Source organism: Azospirillum sp. TSO5 (assembly GCF_003116065.1).
In the GTDB taxonomy this organism is placed as follows: domain Bacteria; phylum Pseudomonadota; class Alphaproteobacteria; order Azospirillales; family Azospirillaceae; genus Azospirillum.
Genome location: NZ_LGQY01000098.1, coordinates 1 through 22,594 on the forward strand (window position 1 = coordinate 1; position 22,594 = coordinate 22,594).

The 22,594-nt window shown below is 68.6% G+C and carries 16 protein-coding genes; 13 read left to right on the forward strand and 3 right to left on the reverse strand.

Annotation, left to right across the window (positions count from 1 at the left end; genetic code table 11):
- The first annotated feature begins 216 nt into the window (after positions 1-216).
- From TSO5_RS32335 to TSO5_RS22945, 9 genes are all read left to right on the forward strand, one after another.
- Positions 217-426 (forward strand): hypothetical protein, encoded by a 210-nt coding sequence (locus TSO5_RS32335; protein WP_146203824.1) that lies wholly within the window; start codon positions 217-219, stop codon positions 424-426.
- Between the two features lie 344 nt (positions 427-770).
- Complete coding sequence (locus TSO5_RS33690) at positions 771-896, forward strand: hypothetical protein (protein ID WP_282183526.1); 126 nt, start codon at positions 771-773, stop codon at positions 894-896.
- 13 nt (positions 897-909) lie between these two features.
- Positions 910-999, forward strand: a complete 90-nt coding sequence (locus tag TSO5_RS22915; protein ID WP_109153793.1) for a K(+)-transporting ATPase subunit F — start codon at positions 910-912, stop codon at positions 997-999.
- Positions 1,000-1,012: 13 nt separating this feature from the next.
- A complete protein-coding gene (kdpA, locus tag TSO5_RS22920) occupies positions 1,013-2,722 on the forward strand; it encodes a potassium-transporting ATPase subunit KdpA (RefSeq protein ID WP_109153794.1) in 1,710 nt (569 codons plus the stop codon).
- A 14-nt stretch (positions 2,723-2,736) separates the two neighbouring features.
- A complete protein-coding gene (kdpB, locus tag TSO5_RS22925; protein ID WP_109153795.1) occupies positions 2,737-4,845 on the forward strand; it encodes a potassium-transporting ATPase subunit KdpB in 2,109 nt (702 codons plus the stop codon).
- Between the two features lie 10 nt (positions 4,846-4,855).
- Positions 4,856-5,476, forward strand: a complete 621-nt coding sequence (locus TSO5_RS22930; protein WP_109153796.1) for a K(+)-transporting ATPase subunit C — start codon at positions 4,856-4,858, stop codon at positions 5,474-5,476.
- 170 nt (positions 5,477-5,646) lie between these two features.
- Entirely contained in the window at positions 5,647-8,388 is a 2,742-nt protein-coding gene (locus TSO5_RS22935; protein WP_109153797.1) for a sensor histidine kinase KdpD, read from the forward strand.
- Complete coding sequence (locus TSO5_RS22940) at positions 8,385-9,083, forward strand: response regulator (RefSeq protein WP_109153798.1); 699 nt, start codon at positions 8,385-8,387, stop codon at positions 9,081-9,083. The genes TSO5_RS22935 and TSO5_RS22940 overlap by 4 nt, the downstream gene beginning before the upstream one ends.
- A 184-nt stretch (positions 9,084-9,267) precedes the next feature.
- The gene (locus TSO5_RS22945) at positions 9,268-9,885 is read left to right on the forward strand and encodes a helix-turn-helix domain-containing protein (protein WP_199230987.1); all 618 of its coding nucleotides are present in this window, start codon (positions 9,268-9,270) and stop codon (positions 9,883-9,885) included.
- 31 nt (positions 9,886-9,916) lie between these two features.
- On the opposite strand, the gene TSO5_RS22950 is transcribed toward TSO5_RS22945, so the two are convergent.
- The 3 genes from TSO5_RS22950 to ptsP all read right to left on the reverse strand — a co-directional run bounded on the left by TSO5_RS22950 (position 9,917) and on the right by ptsP (position 15,259).
- Positions 9,917-11,698: a fructose-specific PTS transporter subunit EIIC gene (locus TSO5_RS22950; protein WP_109153799.1), complete on the reverse strand. Its 1,782-nt coding sequence runs from the start codon at positions 11,696-11,698 to the stop codon at positions 9,917-9,919.
- Positions 11,699-11,768: 70 nt separating this feature from the next.
- On the reverse strand, positions 11,769-12,731 hold the full coding sequence (gene pfkB / locus TSO5_RS22955; RefSeq protein ID WP_109153800.1) for a 1-phosphofructokinase: 963 nt from the start codon (positions 12,729-12,731) through the stop codon (positions 11,769-11,771).
- The gene (ptsP, locus tag TSO5_RS22960) at positions 12,728-15,259 is read right to left on the reverse strand and encodes a phosphoenolpyruvate--protein phosphotransferase (RefSeq protein WP_109153801.1); all 2,532 of its coding nucleotides are present in this window, start codon (positions 15,257-15,259) and stop codon (positions 12,728-12,730) included. Before ptsP ends, pfkB begins: the two co-directional genes overlap by 4 nt.
- Before the next feature lie 273 nt (positions 15,260-15,532).
- Here ptsP and TSO5_RS22965 point away from each other — a divergent pair, with 273 nt between their 5' ends.
- From TSO5_RS22965 to TSO5_RS22980, 4 genes are all read left to right on the forward strand, one after another.
- Positions 15,533-16,546, forward strand: coding sequence for a LacI family DNA-binding transcriptional regulator (locus TSO5_RS22965; RefSeq protein WP_109153802.1), 1,014 nt, complete (start codon positions 15,533-15,535; stop codon positions 16,544-16,546).
- 608 nt (positions 16,547-17,154) lie between these two features.
- Positions 17,155-18,522, forward strand: a complete 1,368-nt coding sequence (locus tag TSO5_RS22970; protein WP_109153803.1) for an oligosaccharide flippase family protein — start codon at positions 17,155-17,157, stop codon at positions 18,520-18,522.
- 29 nt (positions 18,523-18,551) lie between these two features.
- A complete protein-coding gene (locus TSO5_RS22975; protein WP_109153804.1) occupies positions 18,552-20,402 on the forward strand; it encodes a glycosyltransferase in 1,851 nt (616 codons plus the stop codon).
- Positions 20,399-22,543 (forward strand): hypothetical protein, encoded by a 2,145-nt coding sequence (locus tag TSO5_RS22980; protein WP_199230988.1) that lies wholly within the window; start codon positions 20,399-20,401, stop codon positions 22,541-22,543. The genes TSO5_RS22975 and TSO5_RS22980 overlap by 4 nt, the downstream gene beginning before the upstream one ends.
- Positions 22,544-22,594 lie beyond the last annotated feature (51 nt).

Below are 22,594 nucleotides of genomic sequence, written 5' to 3' on the forward strand. Positions count from 1 at the left end.
CGACCTCAAGGCCATGGCTCAGAAGATGGTCGATGATCAGACGAAGGAGGTCCAGCAGCTTCAGGACTGGCTGAAGCAGCACCCGGCCAAGCAAGCTGGCAGCAAGTAACAGCAGGAATTTCCAGGCTTCACGCCCCCCATCGCATTTATACGCGAGACAGCCTTCTTCTCAGGGGAATGCCGGCCAGTGGCCGCCCTTTGGAAAGCGAGGCTGTCATGCAGGGAAAATCGCCTCACGCGCTGCTTGATCGCACTGCCCTACCCCCGGCGCAAATGGATGGGCGCGATCCGCAGTCATCGGCCGACACCTCTCATGAGGTGTTTCCCTCTCCGCGCGCGGTGTTGGGCGAAGCAGCGTTCATCATCGCCGCCTTCCTGTTGATCGCACTGGCGCTGCAAATGCTGGTCGTCTGGATCGGCGCCTAACCCCGGCGACGGCACCCCTGGGCATGGCGGATGCGATGCCCACGACAGATGGGACTTGGAAACGTCCCATAAACGTCGATCAGGTCCTGGCTGCGGTCCTGTTTCTGCTGACCTGGGCTTATGTCGGCCGCCGCATAGGGATGGCGCAACGCCCGCCAAGCTGAGGCGCGCGACGGCATATATGGTGCGTATATTTTCCGGCATCGCTGCCCCCATCGAATTTATACGCGGCTCCGGTGCATCCTTGCAGGGTCGGACCTCCCGTCCGCTTTCATTTCGGCGGGCGGGAGGTCCGACCCTGTTCCGCTTGACCCATGTTATCCCGCCGGTGCCGAACCGGCGCGATGATGGGGACCAGGAGGGACGCAATCCCGGAGAGTCCAACCATGCTCGACCTTCTGTTCCTGGTGCTCACCGTCGGCTTCTTCGCCGCGTCGGTCGCCTATGTCCATGCCTGCGACCGGCTGTAAGGGGGGCTGCGCCATGACACTCGACTACGTCCTGGCTGGCCTCGTGACCGCCGGGCTGCTGGCCTATCTGGTCTATGCCCTGATCCGCCCCGAACGGTTCTGAGGAGGACCATCCCATGACCGTCAACGGCTGGATCCAGATCCTGGTCTTCCTCGCCCTGGTCGTCGCGGTGACGCGGCCGCTGGGCGGCTTCATGACGCGCGTCTTCACCGGCGAGCGCACCTTGCTCTCCCCCATCTTGGGACCCGTCGAACGCGCCCTCTACCGTCTAGCCGGCGTCGACGAGCGCACCGAGCAGCATTGGGTGACCTACGCCGTGTCGATGCTGCTGTTCAGCGCCGCCGGCATGCTGCTGCTCTATGCCCTGCAGCGGCTGCAGGACGTGCTGCCGCTGAACCCGCTTGGCATGGCGGCAGTGCCGCCCGACCTCGCTTTCAACACCGCCGCCAGCTTCACCACCAACACCAACTGGCAGAATTACGGCGGCGAGACCACCATGGGCCATCTGGTGCAGATGGCTGGTCTGACCTTCCACAACTACGTCTCCGCCGCCACCGGCATCGCACTGGCGGTGGCGCTGGTGCGCGGCTTCGCCCGCGCGTCGGCCCGCACGGTCGGCAATTTCTGGGTCGACCTCACCCGCTGCACCCTCTATGTCCTGCTGCCGCTGTGCATCGTCTATGCGCTGTTCCTGGTCTGGCAGGGCGTGCCGCAGACGCTGGCGGGCGCCGTCGACGCCACCACGCTGGAGGGAGCCAAGCAGACCATCTCCCTCGGCCCTGTCGCCTCGCAGGAGGCGATCAAGATGCTGGGCACCAACGGCGGCGGCTTCTTCAACGTCAACTCCGCCCATCCCTTCGAGAACCCCAACGCGCTGACCAACCTCGTTCAGATGCTGTCGATCTTCGCGCTGGGTGCCGGGCTGACCAACCTGTTCGGCCGCATGGTCGGCGACGAACGGCAGGGCTGGGCGATCCTCGCCGCCATGGGCCTGCTCTTCGTTGCCGGCGTCACCGTCGCCTATTGGGCGGAGGCCCATGGCAATCCGGCCTTCGCCGCCTTCGGCATCGACGGCGCCGCTGGCAACATGGAGGGCAAGGAGACCCGCTTCGGCGTCGCCGCCTCCGCCCTGTTCGCCACCGTCACCACCGCCGCCTCCTGCGGTGCGGTGAACGCCATGCACGACAGCTTCATGCCCTTGGGCGGCATGGTGCCGATGGTCAACATGATGCTGGGCGAAATCATCGTCGGCGGAGTCGGCGCCGGCCTCTACGGCATGCTGCTGTTCGCCATCGTGGCGCTGTTCGTCGCTGGCCTGATGGTCGGCCGCACGCCGGAATATCTCGGCAAGAAGCTGGAAGCGAAGGAGGTCAAGATGACCATGCTCGCGATCCTCTGCCTGCCGCTGATGATGCTGGGCTTCACCGCCGCCGCCGTGGTGCTCGACACCGGCACCGCCTCGATGGCCAATGCCGGGCCGCACGGCTTTTCCGAAGCGCTCTACGCCTATGTCTCGGGTGCCGCCAACAATGGCAGCGCGTTCGGCGGGCTGACCGGCAACACGGCTTGGTACAACGTCACGCTGGCCGTTGCCATGCTGGTCGGCCGCTTCCTGGTCATCGTGCCGATGATGGCAATCGCCGGCTCGCTGGCCGCCAAGACGCGGGCCACGGCCTCGGCCGGCACCTTTCCCACCCATGACGGGCTGTTCGTCGGGCTTCTGGTCGGCGTCATCCTGATCGTCGGTGGCCTCACCTTCTTCCCGGCTCTCGCCCTCGGCCCGGTGGTCGAGCATCTGGCGATGACCGCCGGCACCCTCTTCTGATCGGGAACGCTCCCATGCATGCCAAAAGCAAACGGTCCGGCCGATCTTCGGCCAGCACCCTGCTGGACCCCGCCATCCTGGTGCCGGCCATCGGCGGCTCGATCCGAAAGCTCGACCCGCGCCAGATGATCCGCAATCCGGTGATGTTCTGTGTCGAGGTGGTGGCGGCGCTCACCACCCTGCTGGTCCTGCGCGACGCGGTCACGGGGGCCGGGGTCTCCGGTTTCGCCGTCCAGATCGTCGTCTGGCTGTGGTTCACACTGATCTTCGCCAACTTCGCCGAGGCGGTCGCGGAGGGGCGCGGCAAGGCCCAGGCCGCCAGCCTGCGCAAAACGCGCACCGAGACCAGCGCCAAGAAGCTGGAGAACGGCACCGTCCGCACGGTGCCCGCCACCGCGCTGAAACCGGGCGATCTGGTGCTGGTGGAGGCCGGCGACATCATCCCGTCCGACGGCGAGGTGGTGGAGGGCGTCGCCTCGGTCAACGAGGCCGCCATCACCGGCGAATCCGCTCCCGTCATCCGTGAGAGCGGCGGCGACCGGTCGGCGGTCACCGGCGGCACCCAGGTGCTCTCCGACCACATCAAGGTCCGGATCACCGCCGCTCCCGGCTCGACCTTCCTCGACCGCATGATCTCGCTGGTGGAGGGCGCCCAGCGCCAGAAGACCCCCAACGAGATCGCGCTGAACATCCTGCTGGCCGGGCTGACCATCGTCTTCGTCATCGCGGTTGCGACGATTCCCAGCTTCGCCGCCTATGCCGGCGGTTCGGTCGGCGTGCTGGTGCTGGTGGCGCTGTTCGTGACGCTGATCCCCACCACCATCGGCGCGCTTTTATCGGCCATCGGCATCGCCGGCATGGACCGTCTGGTCCGCTTCAACGTGCTCGCCATGTCCGGCCGGGCGGTGGAGGCGGCGGGCGACGTCGACACGCTGCTGCTCGACAAGACCGGCACCATCACGCTGGGCAATCGTCAGGCGGCGGAGTTCCTGCCGGTCGCCGGCGTCGGCGAGGAGGAACTGGCCGACGCCGCCCAACTCGCTTCGCTGGCCGACGAGACGCCGGAAGGCCGCTCCATCGTCGTACTGGCCAAGGAGGAGTACGGCATCCGCGCCCGCAGGATGGAGGAGATGCACGCCCACTTCGTCCCCTTCACCGCCCAGACCCGCATCAGTGGCATCGACACCGGAGGCACAGTGATCCGCAAAGGTGCGGTGGACGCGGTGCTGGCCTACGTCAACGGGGCGCAGCGCGTCGCGGTATCCGGCGGGCGCAGAGTGACCGCCCTTCATCCGGCGGCCAGCCCGGCGGAACGCGATATCCTCGCGATATCCGAACGGGTGGCCAAGGCCGGCGGCACACCGCTGGCGGTGGCGCGCGACGGCCGGCTGCTCGGCGTCATCCACCTGAAGGATATCGTCAAAGGCGGGATCCGCGAACGTTTCGCCGCACTCCGCCAGATGGGCATCCGCACGGTGATGATCACCGGCGACAACCCGATGACCGCCGCCGCCATCGCCGCCGAGGCCGGGGTGGATGATTTCCTCGCCCAGGCCACCCCTGAAGCCAAGTTGCAGCTGATCCGCGACGAGCAAGCAAAGGGCAAGCTGGTCGCAATGTGCGGCGACGGCACCAACGACGCGCCGGCACTGGCCCAGGCCGATGTCGGTGTGGCGATGAACACCGGCACGGTGGCGGCGCGCGAGGCCGGCAACATGGTCGATCTCGACAGCGACCCGACCAAGCTGATCGAGATCGTCGAGATCGGCAAGCAGCTGCTGATGACCCGCGGCGCCTTGACCACATTCTCCATCGCCAACGACGTGGCGAAGTATTTCGCCATCATCCCCGCCATGTTCCTTGCCTTCTACCCGCAGCTCCAGGCGCTGAACGTGATGGGGCTGCACAGCCCGGAAAGCGCCATCCTGTCGGCGATCATCTTCAATGCGCTGATCATCGTGGCGCTGATCCCGCTGGCGCTGCGCGGCGTGCGCTACCGCGCGGTGGGAGCCGCCTCGCTGCTCCGCCGCAACCTGCTTATCTACGGCCTCGGCGGGCTGGTGGTGCCCTTCGTCGGCATCAAGGCGATCGACCTGATCGTCACCGCCGCCGGCCTGATTTGAGGAGCCTGTCATGCTGAAGGACCTGCGTCCCGCCCTGGTGATGACCGTCGCACTGACGGCGATCACCGGGCTCGCCTACCCGCTGGCGGTCACCGGCGCCGCGCAAATCCTGTTTCCCCATCAGGCCAACGGCAGCCTGATCGAGCGGAACGGAACCGTCGTCGGCTCCAGCCTGATCGGGCAGGATTTCACCGGCGAGCACTATTTCCACCCGCGCCCGTCGGCCACCACCGGCACCGACCTCGCCGATCCCACCAAGACCGTGCCTTCCCCCTACAATGCGGCGAACTCGATGGGCTCCAACCTCGGCCCAACTGCCAAGGCGCTGATCGACCGGGTGCAGGCGGACACCGAAAAGCTGAAGGCGGAGAATCCCGGCGTTCCGGTCCCGGTGGAGCTGGTGACCACGTCGGGCAGCGGCCTAGACCCGGACCTGTCGCCGGCAGCCGCCGACTTCCAGGTGCCGCGCGTCGCCAAGGCCCGCGGCATCTCGGAGGATGCCGTGCGCAAGCTGGTCGCCGATACCACCGCACCGCGCCGGCTGGGCTTCCTGGGTGAGCCGACCGTCAACGTCCTGGCTCTGAACCTCGCCCTGAATCAGGCGACCGGTAAGGCCATGGCAAGCAGATAGCGGACTGTCAAAGGAGTGACGTGATCACCCTCTCCCGGGGCGGGAGAGGGCGACATTGGCGATGCGTCCGCGGCAGCGACTACGTTATGTTTCGACCGAACACGGAATCGGCTATCAGTTGGAAATGCCGACGGAGAGAGCGGGAGCCGGGGCCGCAATGGGACGATGCCATGAGCGATGAACGCGGCGACCGCACCCACGGTGATCGCGTTGGCCGACCTTCTCCCGACGCGCTGCTGCGCCAAGCTGCGAAGGAGGAGCAGGGACGGCTCAAGATATTCCTCGGTGCCGCCCCCGGTGTCGGCAAGACCTTCGAGATGCTGCAAACCGCCCAGGCCAAGCGCCGTGACGGCGTCGACATCGTCGTCGGCGTGGTGGAGACCCATGGCCGGCGCGAGACGGAGGCGCTGGTCGCCGGGCTGGAGGTGGTTCCGCGCCGATCCGTCGAGCACAAGGGCCATGTCCTGACCGAGATGGATCTGGACGCCATCCTCGCCCGTCGCCCGAAGATCGTGCTGGTCGACGAGCTGGCCCACACCAATGCTGCCGGCAGCCGCCATCCGAAGCGTTTTCTCGACGTGGAGGAACTGCTGGCCGCCGGCATCGACGTCTACACCACCCTGAACATCCAGCATGTCGAGAGCCTGAACGACGTGGTCGTCAAGATCACCCGCGTCCGGGTCCGTGAGACTGTGCCGGATTCGATCCTCGACCGGGCTGACGACATCGAGGTCATCGACATCGCGCCGGACGATTTGATTCAGCGCCTACAGCAGGGCAAGGTCTATGTCCCGCGCACGGCCGAACGGGCGATCCGGCATTATTTCTCCCCTGGGAACCTGACCGCGCTCCGCGAACTGGCGCTGCGGCGCACCGCCGACCGTGTTGACGAGCAGTTGCTGACCCATATGCAGGCCCATGCGATTTCTGGCCCCTGGGCAGCCGGCGAACGCCTGCTGGTCTGCATCAACGAGGATGCCAGCGGCGCCGCCCTGGTCCGCTATGCCCGACGTCAGGCCGAGCGGCTGCGCGCCCGCTGGGGCGCCATCCATGTCGAGACGAGCCGGGCTCTGCGCCTGAGTGAAGCCGATCGCGACCGCATTGCCGACACGTTGCGTCTGGTCGAGCGACTGGGCGGCGAGGCGGTCACGGTGCCTGGCAGTGATGTCGCCGACACCGCTGTCGAATACGCCCTGGCCAACAACGTCACGCACATCGTCATCGCCAAATCCACGCGTCCACGCTGGTCCGAACTGCTGCACGGCTCCGTGGCGCACAGTCTGATCCGCCGGGCGGGTGACATCAGCGTGCATGTGATCGCGGCCAGTTCCGGCGCCCCTGTTCCACCCAAGACGGTCAGGACCGAGGTGGCCCGGCAGCGGGCCTTTGCATGGTGGCCTTATGCCGCCAGCACCGGTTATGTGGCGGCGGCGCTGGGTGCGGGCCATGTGCTGCGCCAGGTGCTGGCCCTCAACAACATGGCGCTTGTCTTTCTGACCTCCGTGCTGGCGAGTGCGGTCACCGGCGGACTGGCGCCATCGCTCTATGCCAGCGTGATCAGCGTTCTGGCCTTCAACTACTTCTTTCTGCCGCCGCTTCACACCTTCACTATTTCCGATCCGGAAAACATCGTCGCTCTGCTGGTCTTCGCCATCGTCGCGGTGATCGCCAGCAATCTGACCGCCCGTGTCCGCGCCCAGGCGGTGACCGCGCGACTGCGCGCCAAGACAACGGAAGATCTCTACCAGTTCAGCCGCAAGCTGGCCGGCGTGGTGAACATGGATGACCTGCTGTGGGCCACCGCCCATCAGATCGCCGCCATGCTGAAGGTCCATGTGGTGCTGTTGCTGCCCGAGAGTGGCAGTGTAGTGGTCAGGGCCGGCTATCCGCCGGAGGACGTGATCGAGGATGCCGATCTGGCCGCAGCGGTCTGGGCCTGGGAAAACAACCGGCCGACCGGCAAGGGCGCGGACACACTGCCTGGCGCCAAGTGGCTGTTCCTGCCGATGCGCACCGGAAGAGGCGTCGTCGGTGTGGTCGGCATCGATACCAGCGGCGGGCGGGGGCGGGCCAGCGGCTTCCTGACACCCGACCAGCGGCGGCTCCTCGACGCCCTGATCGATCAGGCCGCCCTGGCGATCGAGCGGGTGATGCTGGCCGAGGATGTCGACCGGACCAGGCTGGCAGCTGAAACCGAGCGTTTGCGGTCGGCCCTGCTCACCTCGATCTCTCACGATCTGCGCACACCGCTGGCCTCCATCCTCGGCTCGGCGACCAGCCTCGTCAACTATGGGCCGATGATGGACGAGGATGGCCGGCGGGACTTGGCGGCGACGATCCAGGAGGAGGCGGAACGCCTCAACCGCTTTATTGCCAACCTGCTGGATATGACGCGGCTGGAATCCGGGGCCATCCGGCCGCGCACCGGTGCGGTCGATCTGTCCGAAGTGGTCGGCAGCGCGTTGGAGCGGGCGTCCCGCATTCTCGCAAGCCACCGGGTGGAGGTCGATCTTCCCGTCGGCCTGCCGATGGTGGACATCGATGCGGTGCTGATCGAGCAGGCACTGTTCAACCTGCTGGACAATGCCGGCAAATATGCGCCTGCCGGTTCGCTGATCACGGTGCGGGGGCAGCAGGACGGCGGGCGTGTCCGCATCGAGGTGCTGGATGAGGGCAGCGGCATTCCGCCGGAGGACGTTGAGCGGATCTTCGACAAGTTCTACCGTGTCCATGCCCAGGACCGGCAGCGCGCGGGCACCGGGTTGGGGCTGGCGATCTGCCGGGGCTTCGTCGAGGCGATGGGCGGGACCGTCACGGCTGGCAACCGCCGCGACCGAAGCGGGGCCGTCTTCACCCTGACTCTGCCCAGGGCTGCCGACCTGTCCGGATATGAAGAGGAAGCCGCCGCATGAAGTCGGACTCCAACCCATTGCGCGTGCTCGTCGTCGATGACGAACCGCCCATCCGGCGCTTTCTGCGCACCAGCCTGGCTGCCCAGGGATACGACATTATTGAAGCCGAGGACGGGACCAAGGCCCTGGAGGAGGTGCGCCGGCGATCTCCCGATCTTCTGGTCCTCGATCTCGGATTGCCGGACATCGATGGGCTGGAGGTCATCCAGCGCCTGCGTGGAAGCGGCGTGGCCCTGCCGATCATCGTGCTGTCCAGCCGGGTGGACGAGGCCGGCAAGGTCGAAGCGCTCGATCTCGGGGCCGACGACTATGTGACCAAACCCTTCGGGGTCGATGAACTGCTGGCCCGTATCCGCACGGCCATGCGCCACAAGCTGCAGCAGCAGGGGGAGCGGCCGCTGTTCCGCAGCGGCGACCTGACCGTCGATCTGGTCCGCCGCATCGTCACCGTGCGCGGCGAGGAGGTGAAGCTGTCGCCGCGCGAATATGATCTGCTCCGGCTTCTGGTGGCACACGCAGGCAAGGTGTTGACCCACCGCTTCATCCTCAAGGAAGTGTGGGGCGGTGAAACCGACATCCAGTATCTGCGGATATACATCCGTCAGCTGCGGCAGAAGATCGAACCCGATCCGGAACGTCCCCGCCACATCCTGACCGAGACGGGGGTCGGCTACCGGCTGCGGACGCCGGACTGAAGCCCACCTGCGTTGCAGGCAAATAACCAAGGCGCTGAGATGGACTTCTACACCATGCTTCCCCCTTCATAGGAGGGTTGCCTCCCTTCGCTCCGCCAATAACGGACTTTGACTTTCCGCATTTCGGGATGCTTATCCCTTGGACTCACGGTACAAGCGCAACACCTGCTAAGGTGTTGTTGCGATGGGAAAACATTATAGTCAGCTCAGCCTCGTCGAGCGGAAGAAGATCGAGCTTTTGTGGGAGCAAGGGCTGTCTTCGAGAGAGATCGGCGCGCAATTGGGGCGGTCGGCGTCGACGATCAGCCGTGAGATACGTCGGAATGCGCAGCCGACCAACCAGTGGCGGGGATGCTACGATGGGGAGCGGGCCGATCAAATGGCAGCCCGGCGGCGGCGGTGGGATGCACGCTTCAAGCTGACGCGCCAGCCAGCCCTCCAAGGCGGCCAAGCCGGTCATCGACCGCCTGCTCAACTTCTGGGAACCGTTGCCCGCAAGCCTGCGGCGTTCCACCACCTTCGGCAATGGCACCGAGTTTGCCGAGCATCATCAGCTGATCGACAAGCTCGGAATGCAAACTTATTTCTGCGACCCTCACGCACCCTGGCAGAAAGGCGGCGTCGAGAACACAATTGGACGGATGAGGCGCAATTACCCCGGAAGACAAACCTCGCCGATACAACTTCGCAGGAGATCGAGGCTCACGCGGATTGGGTTAACTCCATACCGCGTGAGTACCTCGACTTCTTCACGCCAGATGATCTATTCTCTAAAAATCTCTCTGTTGCGCTTCAAGCGTGAGGCCATCGCCAGAGAGGAAAGGGAAAGACGGTCAGGCGTGCACGCCTGCCCCCTGAACCGCCGTCTTCGGCGCCACCGCGGCAGCGGCGACCGGCTTCTTCAGGAGGCGCAACGCAACCGCGGTCACCACCGTGCCGACCACCAGGGCCACCACATAGCCCAGCAGATGCGTCACAGCGTTCGGGATCGGCAGGACGAAGATGCCGCCATGGGGCACCTTCAGCTCAGCCCCCACCGCCATCGAAATGGCGCCGGTCAGCGCACCGCCGATCATCAGCGCCGGGATGACGCGCAACGGATCGCGGGCGGCGAAGGGAATGGCGCCTTCGGTGATGAAGGCGATGCCCAGGACGGCGGCGGCATTGCCGGCCTCGCGCTCCTCATGGGTGAAGCGGTCGGAGAACAGCTTGGTGGCGAGCGCCAGACCCAGCGGCGGCACCATGCCGGCGGCCATCGCGGCAGCCATCGGGGTGTAGACCTGCGACGCGATCAGGCCGGTGGAGAAGGCGTAGGCCGCCTTGTTGACCGGACCGCCCATGTCGAAGGCCATCATCGCGCCGATCAGCAGTCCGAGCAGGATGGCGCTGCTGCCCTGCATGCCCTTTAGCCAGGCGCTCATCCAGGCCAGCGCCTCGGCGACGGGCGTGCCGACGACATAGATCATCAGCAGGCCAGTCAGCAGCGATCCCAGCAGCGGCAGGATCAGCACCGGCTTCAGCCCTTCCAGGTTGCGGTGCAGCTTGATGTGACGGTTCAGGAAGGCGGTGCCGTATCCGGCGATGAAGCCGGCGACGATGCCGCCGAGGAAGCCGGCGCCGATGCTGCCGGCCAGCATGCCGCCCACCATGCCGGGGGCGATGCCGGGACGGTCGGCGATGGAATAGGCGATATAGCCGGCCAGCGCCGGCACCATCAGGGCGAAGGCCCCCTTGGCGCCGATCTGGAACAGGGCATAGCCCAGCGTCCCGGCGTTGGATTCCTCATAGACGTAGATGCCGCCCAGCGCAAAGGCGAGCGCGATCAGCAGGCCGCCCGTCACCACGAAGGGCAGCATGAAGGACACGCCGGTCATCAGATGCTTGTAGGGGCCGGTGCGCTGGGCCGACCGCTCCGCCTTGCCGGCGGCGACCGCATCAACCAGCGGGGTCGTCCCGCCCGAGGCACCGCCGACGGCGCCATGTGTCTTCGCCTCGGCCAGGGCACGGTTGACCAGGGCCTTGCCGTCGTTGATGGCGGGCTTGGTGCCGCTCATGAACACGCGCTTGCCGGCGAAACGGGACAGGTCGATCTGGGTGTCGGCGGCGATCAGGACGACGTCGGCCTCGCGGATCTCCTCGTCGGTCAGCGTGTCGCGCGCACCGACGGAGCCCTGCGTCTCCACCCGGACCTTGTGGCCCAGCGCGGACGCCGCCTGCTGGATGCCCTCGGCCGCCATGAAGGTGTGGGCAATTCCGGTCGGGCAGGAGGTGATGGCGACGATCCGGCGCGGCGCCGTTGCCGCCGGAGGAGCAGCGGAACCGAGCACGCTCCCCAGCACGGCGTCGGGATTGCCCAGCACCTCGTCCAGCGATGCGGAAACGCGCTTGACCGCGCCGAAGCGTGCCTCATCCAGATCGCCGCTGCCGACGAGCACCACGCCGTCCGCCGCCGCCAACGCCGCTGCGTCGAGCGGCGACTGGATGCCGAGGCTGGTGCGGATTTCCACCAGGATGCGGTGGCCGGCCGACGATGCCGCCTTGCGCAGTGCTTCGGCGGCCAGAACCGCCTGGGTGGTGAGGTCTCCCGCCGCGATCACGGCCAACAGGTTCGCCATTGTTTCCTCCTGGCGGGTTCGCGCCCGCGCCTGTCACTGTATTGAAGTCCGTCGGATGCTTTCGGCAGGTTCAGTCGAGCCGGCTCAGCGTTACCTGCGCGGCGAGCGCCCGCACTGTTGCGGGATCGGGCAGGTTGGGACCGAAGCAGCCGAGCTTGGCGCCGGCGAAGGCCACCGACAGCCGGGCCACATCCTCCAGCCCGCCATCCTGCTGGAAGGCGGCGATCAGCCCCGCCACCATGGCGTCACCCGCCCCGACGGTGCTCAGCGCCTGGACCGGCGGCAACCGGCCATGCAGGGCGCGGGCGCCATCCACGAACAGAGCGCCGTCCGCCCCCAGCGACACCACCACCACCGACACGCCGCGCCGCTGCAGTCCACGCGCCGCGTCCAGAAGGTCGGCATCGGTCGGCAGCGGCCGGCCGGCCCAATCCTCCAGCTCGTGCCGGTTGGGCTTGATGCAATGGGGCAGCGCGCCGGTGGAGGCCAAGGCGGCTGCGAGCGGCGCCCCACTGCTGTCCAGCACCACGCGGGCCCCGGCCGCCGCCAGATCGGCGGTCAGGATGGCATAGGTGTCGGTGGGCAGACCGTCCGGCAGGCTGCCGGCCAGCAGGACCGGGATGCTAGGCTCCACAAGCCGGCGAACCGTCTCCTGCACCCGGCCGAGCGCGCCGGGATCGGCGGTGAGGCCCGGCAGGTTGATGTCCGTCGTGTCGTTGGCCGCAAGATCGGCGATCTTGATGTTGACCCGCGTTTCGCCCGGCAGCCGCAGGAAGGCGTCGGCGATGCCCTTGGCCTGGAACAGCGCCTCGAACGGCGCAGCGTTGCCGGTGCCGAGCAGTCCGGTGGCGACCACCGGCGTCCCCCAATCGGCAAGGCAGCTGGCGACGTTGACGCCCTTGCCGCCGGCATTGTGGCGCACCGCCTTGGCGCGATGGACGCTGCCGGGCTTCAGCGCATCCACCGTGATGGTCTGATCGATGGCCGGGTTCAGCGTGACGGTGACGACAGGCTTGGTGGCGGCTTTCGTCATGATACGTCCCCCTCCAGCGCCCGCACCTCGTCGGAGGATTCGCAGTCGAGCGCCCGCTGGGCCAGCGCCTGCAGACCCGCGAGGTCGCTGTCGCGCAGCCGGTCCTTGACGCCGGGGATGTCGCGCGGGGTCATCGACAGCTCGCGGACGCCGAGGCCGGCCAGCAGGGCGGCGCCGAACGGATCACCGGCGATGCCTCCGCAGACGCCGACCCAGCGGCCATGCTTCTCGGCCCCCTCGACCGTCATGCGGATCAGGCGCAGCACCGACGGGTGCAGGCTGTCGGCCTCCGCCGCCAGTTCGGGATGCTGGCGGTCGACGGCCAGCGCGTATTGCGTCAGGTCGTTGGTGCCGATGGAGAAGAAATCGACATGGCGGGCCAGCACGTCGGCCTGGATGGCGGCGGCCGGCACCTCCACCATGATGCCGAGCGGCACCGCCGGTGCGTCCAGTTCCGTCCGGATGCGGTCGCAGACGGCGCGCAGAGCCTCGATCTCGCGCAGCGTGGTGATCATCGGGAACATGATCAGCAGCGCCCCCGGCTTCGCCCCCTTGGCGGCGCGGTAGAGGGCGCGGACCTGCGGTTCCAGCAGTTCCGGATGGCGCAGCAGCAGGCGGGCGCCGCGCACGCCGAGGAAGGGGTTCTCCTCATGCGGCAGCTGCAGGTGCGGCACCTGCTTGTCGCCGCCGATGTCGAGCGCGCGGACGATCAGCGGACGGCCGTCCAGCGCCTCCAGCATGGCGCGGTAGGTCTGGTACTGCTCCTCCTCGCTGGGGGCGTCGCCGCGCTCCAGGAACAGGAACTCGGTGCGCATCAGCCCGACGCCTTCGGCCCCCTGCGACAGGGCGACCGGTACCTGATCGGGGCGGTTGACGTTGGCACCGATCTCCACCGTGTGGCCGTCTCGGGTGCGGGCAGGCAGGCCGCGCCGCTCCTCCTGATGGGCCTTCTTGACGCGCTGCTCCTCGATCCAGCCAAGGGCGGCGGCCAGGGCGGTGTCGGGCGGGTCGAGGTACAGGCGGCCTGACTGGCCGTCGAGGATGGCGGTGGTGCCGTTGGCAAGCTCGGTCAGCGCGCCGCCGCCCGCCACCATCGCCGGCAGCCCCAGCGTGCGCGCCAGGATCGCGGTGTGGGAGGTCGGGCCGCCCTGCGCCGTCGCCAGACCGATGACGCGCCCCATGTCGAGCGCGGCGGTATCGGACGGAGACAAATCGTCGGCGACCAGGATGCAGGGGGTGTCCGGCAGGTCGCGAATGGAGCCGCCGCGCAGGTCCGGATCGATGCGGGTCAGCACCCGGCGGCCGACATCGCGCAAATCGGCGGCACGGCCGGCCAGCACCGGGTTGGGGTTGGCGGCCAGCTTGGCGGCGCTGCGCTCCACCGCCTCGTTCCACGACCAGCCGGGACCATGCCCCTCCACCATCAGCTGGCAGGCGAGCGTGATCAGGTCGGTGTCGTTCAGCAGCTCCGCTTGCGCGGCGAAGATTCCCGCTTCGGCCGGTCCCAGCCGGCGGGCGGTGTCGTCGGCCAGCGCCTTCAGCTGTTGGCGGGTCAGGTTCAGCGCCTCGTGCAGGCGGTTGCCGCCCTCCAGCAGCGGGGCGGGCCGGTCGGGAACTGTCAGGTCGGCCTTCGGCATCACATGGACCGGCCCGATGGCGAGGCCGGGACTGGCACCGATACCGGCGACCACCGGCATTTCGCGCCCGGCCGCAGCCGGCGGCGTCCAGCCCTGCACCACGGCCTTCGCCTTGCGCGCCGCGGCGGCGGCGTCCGCCTTCTCCCGCGCGCTGAGGCCGGTGATGGTGGCGCGCAGGCGGTTCAGCACCGCGCGCGCATCGGGACCGTCGGCGGACACGGTGATGCGGTCGCCGGGGCGCAGGCCAAGCTGCAGCAGCGCCACCAGCGTCTTGCCGTCCACGGCCTCGTCGCCATGACGGACGCGCACCCGGCCGGATGCCGCTCGGGCGGTCTCGACCCAGGTGGCGGCGGGGCGGGCATGCAGGCCGGTCGGGTAATCGACCACCCATTCGAAGCTCTCGGCGAGGTCGCCGGCCTCTGATGCGGGCGTGGCCGGGGCGGCGGTCTCGTCCGACAGGGCGGCGGCGAGATCGGCGGGATCGGTGGTGGTGAACAGGGCGTTCAGCCGCGCCTCGTCCTGCATCAGGCGGGTCAGGCGGCGCAGGATGGCGATGTGGGCATCCGACTGGGCGGCGATGGCGACGACCAGCCGGGCGGTCTGCCCGTCGTTCCAGACCACGCCGTCCGGCACCTGAAGGATGGCGATGCCGTTGCGGCGGACCAGATTGCGGTCGTCCACCATGCCGTGCGGAATGGCTACGCCATGGCCGAGGAAGGTGTTCGCCACCGATTCCCGGCGGATCATGCTGTCGGCATAGGCGGGGTCGATGCAGCCCGCGGCGATCAGCAGCTGCGCCGCCTCGCGGATCGCCGCCTCCTTCCCGGCCGGGGCGGCGCCCAGGCGGATCAGATCGGGGGGAAGGCTCAAGGGGTGCGTGTCGGTGGCCATGGCAACCGTCTCCTCCGCGTGTTCTTGTCTGTCCTCTTGATTCTCAGTGAAAACGATTACAGACGGACTGTCAACGGCTGCCGCAATGCAGCATCGGCACTTTTTCAGCGGAGCGTCTTGTCAAGCGGGCTGAAATGGGGAATGCTCCGGTCATCGTATTGGAAACGTTTTCAGAAAACCGCCCTCGCCCCAACCCGCTCTGGTCAGGCCGGGCCGCGCACGGCTAAGATCGCCTCCCCTTACGGGGCACCCCCTACCACCACTGGTTTGCAGATGAACGCCTCCGGCAAGACCGCCAGCATCAAGGACGTGGCCCTGGCCGCCGGCGTATCGGTCGCCACCGTGTCGCGCGTGCTGAGCAACGGCCCGGTCAGCGAGGCGTTGCGCAAGCGGGTGGAGGATGCGGTGCGCGCCACCGGCTACCGCCCCAACCTGTCGGCACGGCGGCTGCGCTCTCAGCATTCGCAGACGATCGGGCTGGTGGTGTCGGACATCCGCAACCCCTTCTTCACCGCCGTCAGCCGCGCGGTGGAGGATGCGGCCTATCGCGCCGGCATGCGCGTGATCCTGTGCAACAGCGACGAGAATCCGGAGCGGGAGGAGCTGTACCTGCGCCTGATGCAGGAGGAGCGGATCACCGGCCTGATCTTCGCCCCGACCCGCGCGACGCTCGACCGGCTCGACACGCTCGACCTCGATTTTCCCGTCGTGCTGATCGACCGCAACGCGCCGACCGCCCGCCACGACGCCGTGGTCCTGGACAACCCGCGCGCCGCGGCGATGCTGGTTGAGCATCTGCACGCTCAGGGCTATCGCCGGATCGCCGGCCTGTTCGGCAACACCAGCACCACCGGCCAGGAGCGGTACGAGGGCTATCGCTCGGCCATGTCGGCCCGCGGACTGGCGCCGGCCGCCCGCTTCCTCGCCCCCCATGCCGACGCGGCGGAGGAGGCGGTGGTGGACTGGATGGCGGAGCCCGACAGGCCGGAAGCCTTCATCGTCAGCAACAGCCTGTTCCTGATGGGCGTGGTGAAGGCCGCCCGCCGGCTGAAGCTGTCGATCCCCGACGGGCTGGCGGTGGCCGGATTCGACAATGAACCCTGGACGGAACTGGTCGGTCCCGGCCTGACCGTCATCGAGCAGCCGGTGCAGGACATCGGCCAATCGGCGATGGCCCTGCTGTTCGAACGGCTGGAAACGCCGGACCGTCCCCGCCGCCGCCTCATCCTGGGCGGCACCTGCATCGTGCGCGGCTCAACCGCCGCGCGGATGGCCGACGCCGACTGAACCGGCGGCACTGAACCGGCGCGTCCTGCGGCGATTGGGCTAGCGGTCCCGACTGCAACCTTTTGTGGATCAGCCTGACCGGCCGGGCATTGGGGCCCGCATCGAACGGGCTGCGGCACCGCCGCCGCACCCGGCAGCGAAACGCAACCGCGCTTCCCCCTCTCCTCTCGTGTGCCGCCGGTCCGGCAATGGACTACTCCCGATGCCGGAACATGGGCGTCGCCGATAACCAATGCCCGAAAGATACGCTAAGACTCCCAGTTCCCGGCAACGGACGATCAAAGAAAAATACTCCCCCGGTGTGCGGGAAGAACAGTTCCGAAAGCGGCGTTGACCGTCGCCCAACACCCCACTACCGTTCAGTTTGCAATGCACAACAAAAATGCTCGCCTGAGCTAATAACGGCGCCCAAAGATCGCTGTTCCACTCTGCGGCAATTTTTAGGGTAACCAAGTAATTGTTGTGACAATCAACTAATTCTTGGTGACGTTCATGACCCATGATGGTCTCCCCTGGTGGGGACCGGCCTGCCGACAAAACAAGAAGCACGAATCCAGGGGAGGACTCAGTGCGCACACTTCAGGGACTTCGACGGGGGTGAAGGCGCGATGCTGAAAGGTCTGACCGGACGCAAGGCGGCGGCGAAGGGGGGCGGTTTCGCCCGGCATGGCGTGACGACTGTACTCGTCACCGCCGCCACGATGGCGCTCGGACTGCTGACGGGAATTCTCGTCGCCCGCACCATCGGTCCGGAGGGACGGGGGGCGCTGACCGCCGTTCTCACCACCATTCAGATGCTGGGCTGGCTGTTCGCCATGGGCTGCGGCAAGGCGGTCACCTACGCGCTGTCGCGGGACCATTCGGCCGGCGGCCGGCTGCTGAGCACCTGGACGCTGATCCTGCTGCCGCTGGCGGCGCTGGCGATCGGCACCGGCTATCTGCTGCTGCCGCTGCTGCTGGCCGCGCAGCCGGTCGAGACGCTGGAACTGGCGCGCCTCTATCTGCCCATGATCGCCATGGCCCTCCTGGCGGAGCTGATGCTGGGGCTGATCCTGGGCGATCAGGATTTCCGCAGCTTCAACGCGCTGAACTTCATCCAGCCGGCCGGCGTCGCCACGCTCTACGCCGTCCTTTGGGCCGCCGGCCACTTCACGGTGGAGGCCGCCGTCATCGTGCAGGCGGCGATGAGCACGCTGGTGCTGGTCGTGGCCACGGTCCTGCTGGTCCGCCGCCACGGGATCGGCCGTCCCGACCCGGCGCTCGGCCGGCAGACGCTCTGGTATGCGCTGCGCACCCATGGCGACGTGGTGGGCGGAGTCATCACCCAGCGGCTGGACCTGCTGATCATCCCGGCCGTCCTGCCGGCAAAACAGGTCGGGCTCTACGCCCTGGCGACCAGCCTGTCCTGGCTGATCGTCAGCCTGTCGAGCGCGCTGGCCACCGTCGTGATGCCCGCCGCCACCCGGCGGGGCCAGTCGGGGCGGGCGCTGGTGCTGAACAGCCTGCAGGTGACCTTCGCCATCGGCGGGCTGCTCGGCGGCGGGCTGTTCGTCTTCGCCGACATCGCCATCAGGCTGGTCTACGGCCCGTCCTTCGCCGACAGCGCGCTTCCGCTGCGGCTTCTGCTGCCGGGCGCAGTTCTCTATGCCGCCGCCTCGATCCTGCTGAACGGGCTCTATGCGGAGAACCGGCCCTTCACCGCCACCATGGCCAACCTGCTGGGCATGCTGGTCACGCTGGGCGGCCTGCTGCTGTTCCTGCGCAGCGGCGGGATCCTGGCCGCGGCCATCGTCTCCACGGTGGCCTACACGCTGGTGTTCGCCACCGCGGCGATCCTCTACCGCCGGGAGACCGGACTGCCCTGGCGCGTCTTCCTTCCCGACCCGGCGGTGCTCGCGGCATTGCCGCGGCGCCTGATCGCACTCGCCAAACCGCCTCCGGTGACCGCCGCTCCAGCCGGACCCGCAGGCAAATGACAGAACCTACAGGATTTGGGGGATCCACAATGCGACTGTCGCTCTTGACGCCCGAATATCCACCCGGCGAGAAGCTCGGCGGTATCGCCACCCACACCCACACGATGGCCCGTGCGCTGGCGCGGCTGGGCCACACCGTCCAGGTGGTGACCCCGTGGAAGGCCGGCGGCCTGCCGGCCGGCACCACCATCGAGGACGGCGTGACGGTGAACCGCGTCGATCCGGGGCCGCACCTGCATGCGGTCGTGGACCGGTTCCGGACGAACCGCCGGCTGGCCGACGCCGTCCGCGCCTTCCGTCCCGACGTGGTTCATGCCGCCGAGTTCGATGCCGACGCCTGGTGGCTGACCCGTTTCAGCACCATTCCCGTGGTGACGCGGCTGGCGACGCCGACCGGGCTGGTGATGGACACCAACACGCAGCCCTGGGTGCCGCACACCCATCTTCTGAACGCGCTCGAACGCGACCAGACCAAGCGCAGCGCGGCGATCTACGCCTCCACCCGCGCCATCGCCCGGCGGGTGGCCGATTACTGGCGCATCCCGCCGGAGCTGGTCCAGGTCATCCCCAACAGCATCGATCTCGCCGCGGTGGCGGCAAACCGGACGGCCGAGCCGCCGATGGCGCTGCCGAAGCGCTTCATCGCCTTCTTCGGACGGCTGGAGGGGCGCAAAGGCATCGCCACGCTGGGCCGCGCCATTCCCGGCGTGCTGGCCGCCAACCCCGACCTGCATCTGATGATGATCGGCGGGGAAGACGTCGCGAGCACCGCGATCATCGACCAGTTCCGCCGCGACGTCGCGCCGGTGGCCGACCGGGTCCATTTCACCGGCGCCCTGCCGCGCAACGATGCGCTGGCCGTGGTGGCGCGTGCGGAGATGGCGGTCGTCCCGTCCCTGTGGGAGAGCTTCGGCTTCGTGGTGGTGGAGGCGATGGCGCTGGGCGTGCCGGTGGTCGCCAGCGACTGCGGCGGCTTCCCGGAAATCATCGAGCATGGCCGCACCGGCTGGCTGGTCCCGCCGGGGGAGGCGGAGCCGCTGCGCGACATGCTGATCGCCCGGCTGGCCGACCCCGAGGGGCTGAAGACGGTCGCCGCGGCGGGGCTGGAGCATGCGAAGAGCTTCGACGTCGACACCGTCGCCGCCCAGGTCGCCGCCCTGCTGGAGAATGCCAAGGCGGAGCGGTCGCAGGCCGCAGGCTCCGGCATCTACAACAACGGCTATCGCCGCCATTTCCGCCCCGACCACCCGACCACCCCCTTCTACCGCATCTATGACGAGAAGCGGCGCGCGGTGGCGGCGGAGCTGGAGCGGCTGCCGCGGATGCGCATCCTCGATGTCGGCGGCGGATACGGCCGCATCACCGGCCCCTTCGCCGGCCGTCACGACGTGACCCTGGTCGACATCTCGCACGAGATGCTGGCCGAGGCGAAGGAGCGCTTCCCGGCCCTGACCGTCCAGCAGGCCGACGCCCGCAAGCTGCCCTTCGCTGACGACAGCTTCGACCTCGTCATCGCCATGGATTTGCTCTGCCACCTGCCGGACCTCGAAGCCGGCGTGCGCGAGTTGCAGCGGGTGGTCAAGCCCGGCGGGCGGATCGTCTGCGACACCACCAACGCCAACCCGCTGTGGGTGATCGCCTATCCCGGCTACTACCGCTGGCGGCCCGACCGGCTGCTGGCGACCATGCGCTGCCACGGCGTCCTGCCGGAATGGAAGGCGCTGGTCCGCCACCATTGGGCGCCGGAAATGCGCAAGGCCATCGCCGCCACCGGCCTGACCCTGCAGAAGACCGAACATTTTGGCCCGCCGGGGGTGGCGAAGTGGCACCTGTGGTGGTGCCGGCGCGGCGGCAAGGGCACGGAGGGGCACGCATCGTGACGAAACCGCCCCTGCTCCTTTTCCTCGCCCATGGCGGCGACCCGCACCGCGTCGCCATGGCGCCGGTGCTGGCCGCCGCGGCGGAACGCGCCGGCTGGGCCTTCGACCTCTATTACGACGGGCGGCGCAGCGGTCGCCATTTCGGCGGCTGGGAGGACGGCAACCGCACCGAGGCGACCGGCACCGGCAGCCTGATGGCCGGCGGCCGGCATCTGGACCATGCGCTGTGGCTGACCACCCGCTACCGCGTCGTGGCGCTGGGCGATCCGGCTTCCCCGCTGTGGCCGGTGGTGGAGGCGGGGGGCGAATCCGCCCTGCGCAGCACCGACCCTGCCGCGCTCTACGAGGCCGCCTTCCGCCTGCTGGAGCAGCCGATCCCGGCAGAGGTCGCGGTGCTGGACATGGCGCCGCAGACCCCGCTCGGCATCGTCGCCGCGCCGTTTCTCTACCCGCAATTGATGGCGAAGCCCTGCCTCGGCATCGATGTCGGCGCCGACGCCGGGCTGCGGCAGCGGCTGGAGGCGCTGGGCGCCCGCCATTTCACCGGCCATTGCGTCGACCCGGTGCGCGCCCGGCACTTCCCCGGCGGCCTCGACGCGGTCGAAGGCAGGGTGGCGGGGGAAAGCTATGCCAGCTTCAGCGCCGCGCTGGCCCACCGCCATGCCGGCTGGGGCCGCGGCACCCTGCTGGGCGATCCCGACCTGATCGCGGCGCAGTTGCCGCTGGCGGCGGCCAAGCGTCTGCTCCCGCTCTATGGCCGGCCGCAGACCGACGTGATCGAGCGCGCCGCCGACCTGATCCGCAACGGAGCCGATCCGGTCTATGGCCGGCAGTTCGACGACCACGACTTCTTCGCCCTGGGCCGCCTGGGTCGCGGGCTGCAGATCGTCGATCCCGATCCGCCCTTCGCCAGCACGGCCGACGTGCCGCTGCGCATCGCGGAGCCGCCGCGCCCCTTCACCGATTACGAACCGGACGACGCCACCCTGCGCCGCTGGGCGGCGGAAGGGCGGGTGCTGACCACGCTGGTGCTGTGGTCGGGCATGATCCGCGAACTGCACTGCATCCCGCGCATCCTCGATCTGGTGGCGGCGACCGGCCTGCGTTGCGGGCTGGTGGTCACCGTCGACAGCCTGACCCAGTCCAGCCCCGCCGACCTCGCGCTGCTGTCGGTGCCGGAGGAACGCGGCGGCGTGCTGGGCCGGGTGGAACTGCTGCTGGGCAGCACCGGCCGTGGGGTCTGCGCCGAAGGCGAGATGCCGAGCGACGAACTGGCCCGCCTGCTGACCGACGCCCGCGCGGAGATGGCGACCATGCTGCCGCCGGGGCTGATGCCGCGCGGCTGGTGGCCGCTGGTCGACTCCCCCCTGGTGCCGGGCCGCACCCCGCGTTTGCATTGGGAGGAGGGCCGGCCCGTCCTGCGCATCTCGCCCCGTCCGCGCCCGTCGGAAACCCCGGCGGCCAGCGTTGAGGCCGCGACGGAGGGCACGCCCCGCAAGGCGCCGACACGGGCCGGGGCTCCGGCCATGGACGCCCGGCGCCTGATCGGCAATGCGCTGCGCCGCTACCGGCTCGACCGCTTCTACGAGGCATGGCGGCCCTATGACAGCGCCCGCCCCGGTCCCCTGCGGCGGGACGTCGCCTCCGCCGTCCGTTCCGCCGGCTTCGACTACATGTGGACCAAGGCCGCCTTCGGTTCGGCGGAACCGGCGCTGGTCGACGGGGAGTTCGTGGCCCTGCCCTTCACCGCCGGCGATTGGGATGGCTGGTCGCCCTTCTACACCATCCGCAACACCGCGCAGGTGCGGGCGGCCGAACGCCGCCTGACCCGCAGCGGCCGGCCGGGGTGGTTGGCGTCCAACATCGATTCCATCCTGTGGATGCTGCCGGGCGAGGTGCTGGAGAAGGGGCGCGCCCTGTTCCAGGTCGCCCGGCTCGTCGCCGGCGGCGGCGGGACCGGCACGCTGGTCAACGTCACGCCCAACACCGTCGCCCGCTACGCCCGCATCCTGGCCGAGATGAAGGCGGGACGGGGCACCCCCACAGCCCCGGAGCTGCCGGCGGAGATCCGCGGCGACCCGGCGCCGGACGCCCCCTCCGCCCCCCGCCAGCCCACCCGTGACCCGGCAGAGGTCGCCTGAACGATTGGTCGCCTGAACCATCGCGGCCGCATTGCACCTCCGCGCACCGTT

Coding starts and splice junctions, on each gene's coding strand:
- pfkB (WP_109153800.1), bottom strand. CDS start 12,731: ATGACGAAAGCCGCCACCAAGCCTGTCGTCACCGTCACGCTGAACCCG.
- TSO5_RS22930 (WP_109153796.1), top strand. CDS start 4,856: ATGCTGAAGGACCTGCGTCCCGCCCTGGTGATGACCGTCGCACTGACG.
- TSO5_RS22970 (WP_109153803.1), top strand. CDS start 17,155: ATGCTGAAAGGTCTGACCGGACGCAAGGCGGCGGCGAAGGGGGGCGGT.
- kdpB (WP_109153795.1), top strand. CDS start 2,737: ATGCATGCCAAAAGCAAACGGTCCGGCCGATCTTCGGCCAGCACCCTG.
- TSO5_RS32335 (WP_146203824.1), top strand. CDS start 217: ATGCAGGGAAAATCGCCTCACGCGCTGCTTGATCGCACTGCCCTACCC.
- kdpA (WP_109153794.1), top strand. CDS start 1,013: ATGACCGTCAACGGCTGGATCCAGATCCTGGTCTTCCTCGCCCTGGTC.
- TSO5_RS22915 (WP_109153793.1), top strand. CDS start 910: ATGACACTCGACTACGTCCTGGCTGGCCTCGTGACCGCCGGGCTGCTG.
- TSO5_RS22940 (WP_109153798.1), top strand. CDS start 8,385: ATGAAGTCGGACTCCAACCCATTGCGCGTGCTCGTCGTCGATGACGAA.
- ptsP (WP_109153801.1), bottom strand. CDS start 15,259: ATGGCCACCGACACGCACCCCTTGAGCCTTCCCCCCGATCTGATCCGC.
- TSO5_RS33690 (WP_282183526.1), top strand. CDS start 771: ATGATGGGGACCAGGAGGGACGCAATCCCGGAGAGTCCAACCATGCTC.
- TSO5_RS22950 (WP_109153799.1), bottom strand. CDS start 11,698: ATGGCGAACCTGTTGGCCGTGATCGCGGCGGGAGACCTCACCACCCAG.
- TSO5_RS22945 (WP_199230987.1), top strand. CDS start 9,268: ATGGGAAAACATTATAGTCAGCTCAGCCTCGTCGAGCGGAAGAAGATC.
- TSO5_RS22975 (WP_109153804.1), top strand. CDS start 18,552: ATGCGACTGTCGCTCTTGACGCCCGAATATCCACCCGGCGAGAAGCTC.
- TSO5_RS22935 (WP_109153797.1), top strand. CDS start 5,647: ATGAGCGATGAACGCGGCGACCGCACCCACGGTGATCGCGTTGGCCGA.
- TSO5_RS22965 (WP_109153802.1), top strand. CDS start 15,533: ATGAACGCCTCCGGCAAGACCGCCAGCATCAAGGACGTGGCCCTGGCC.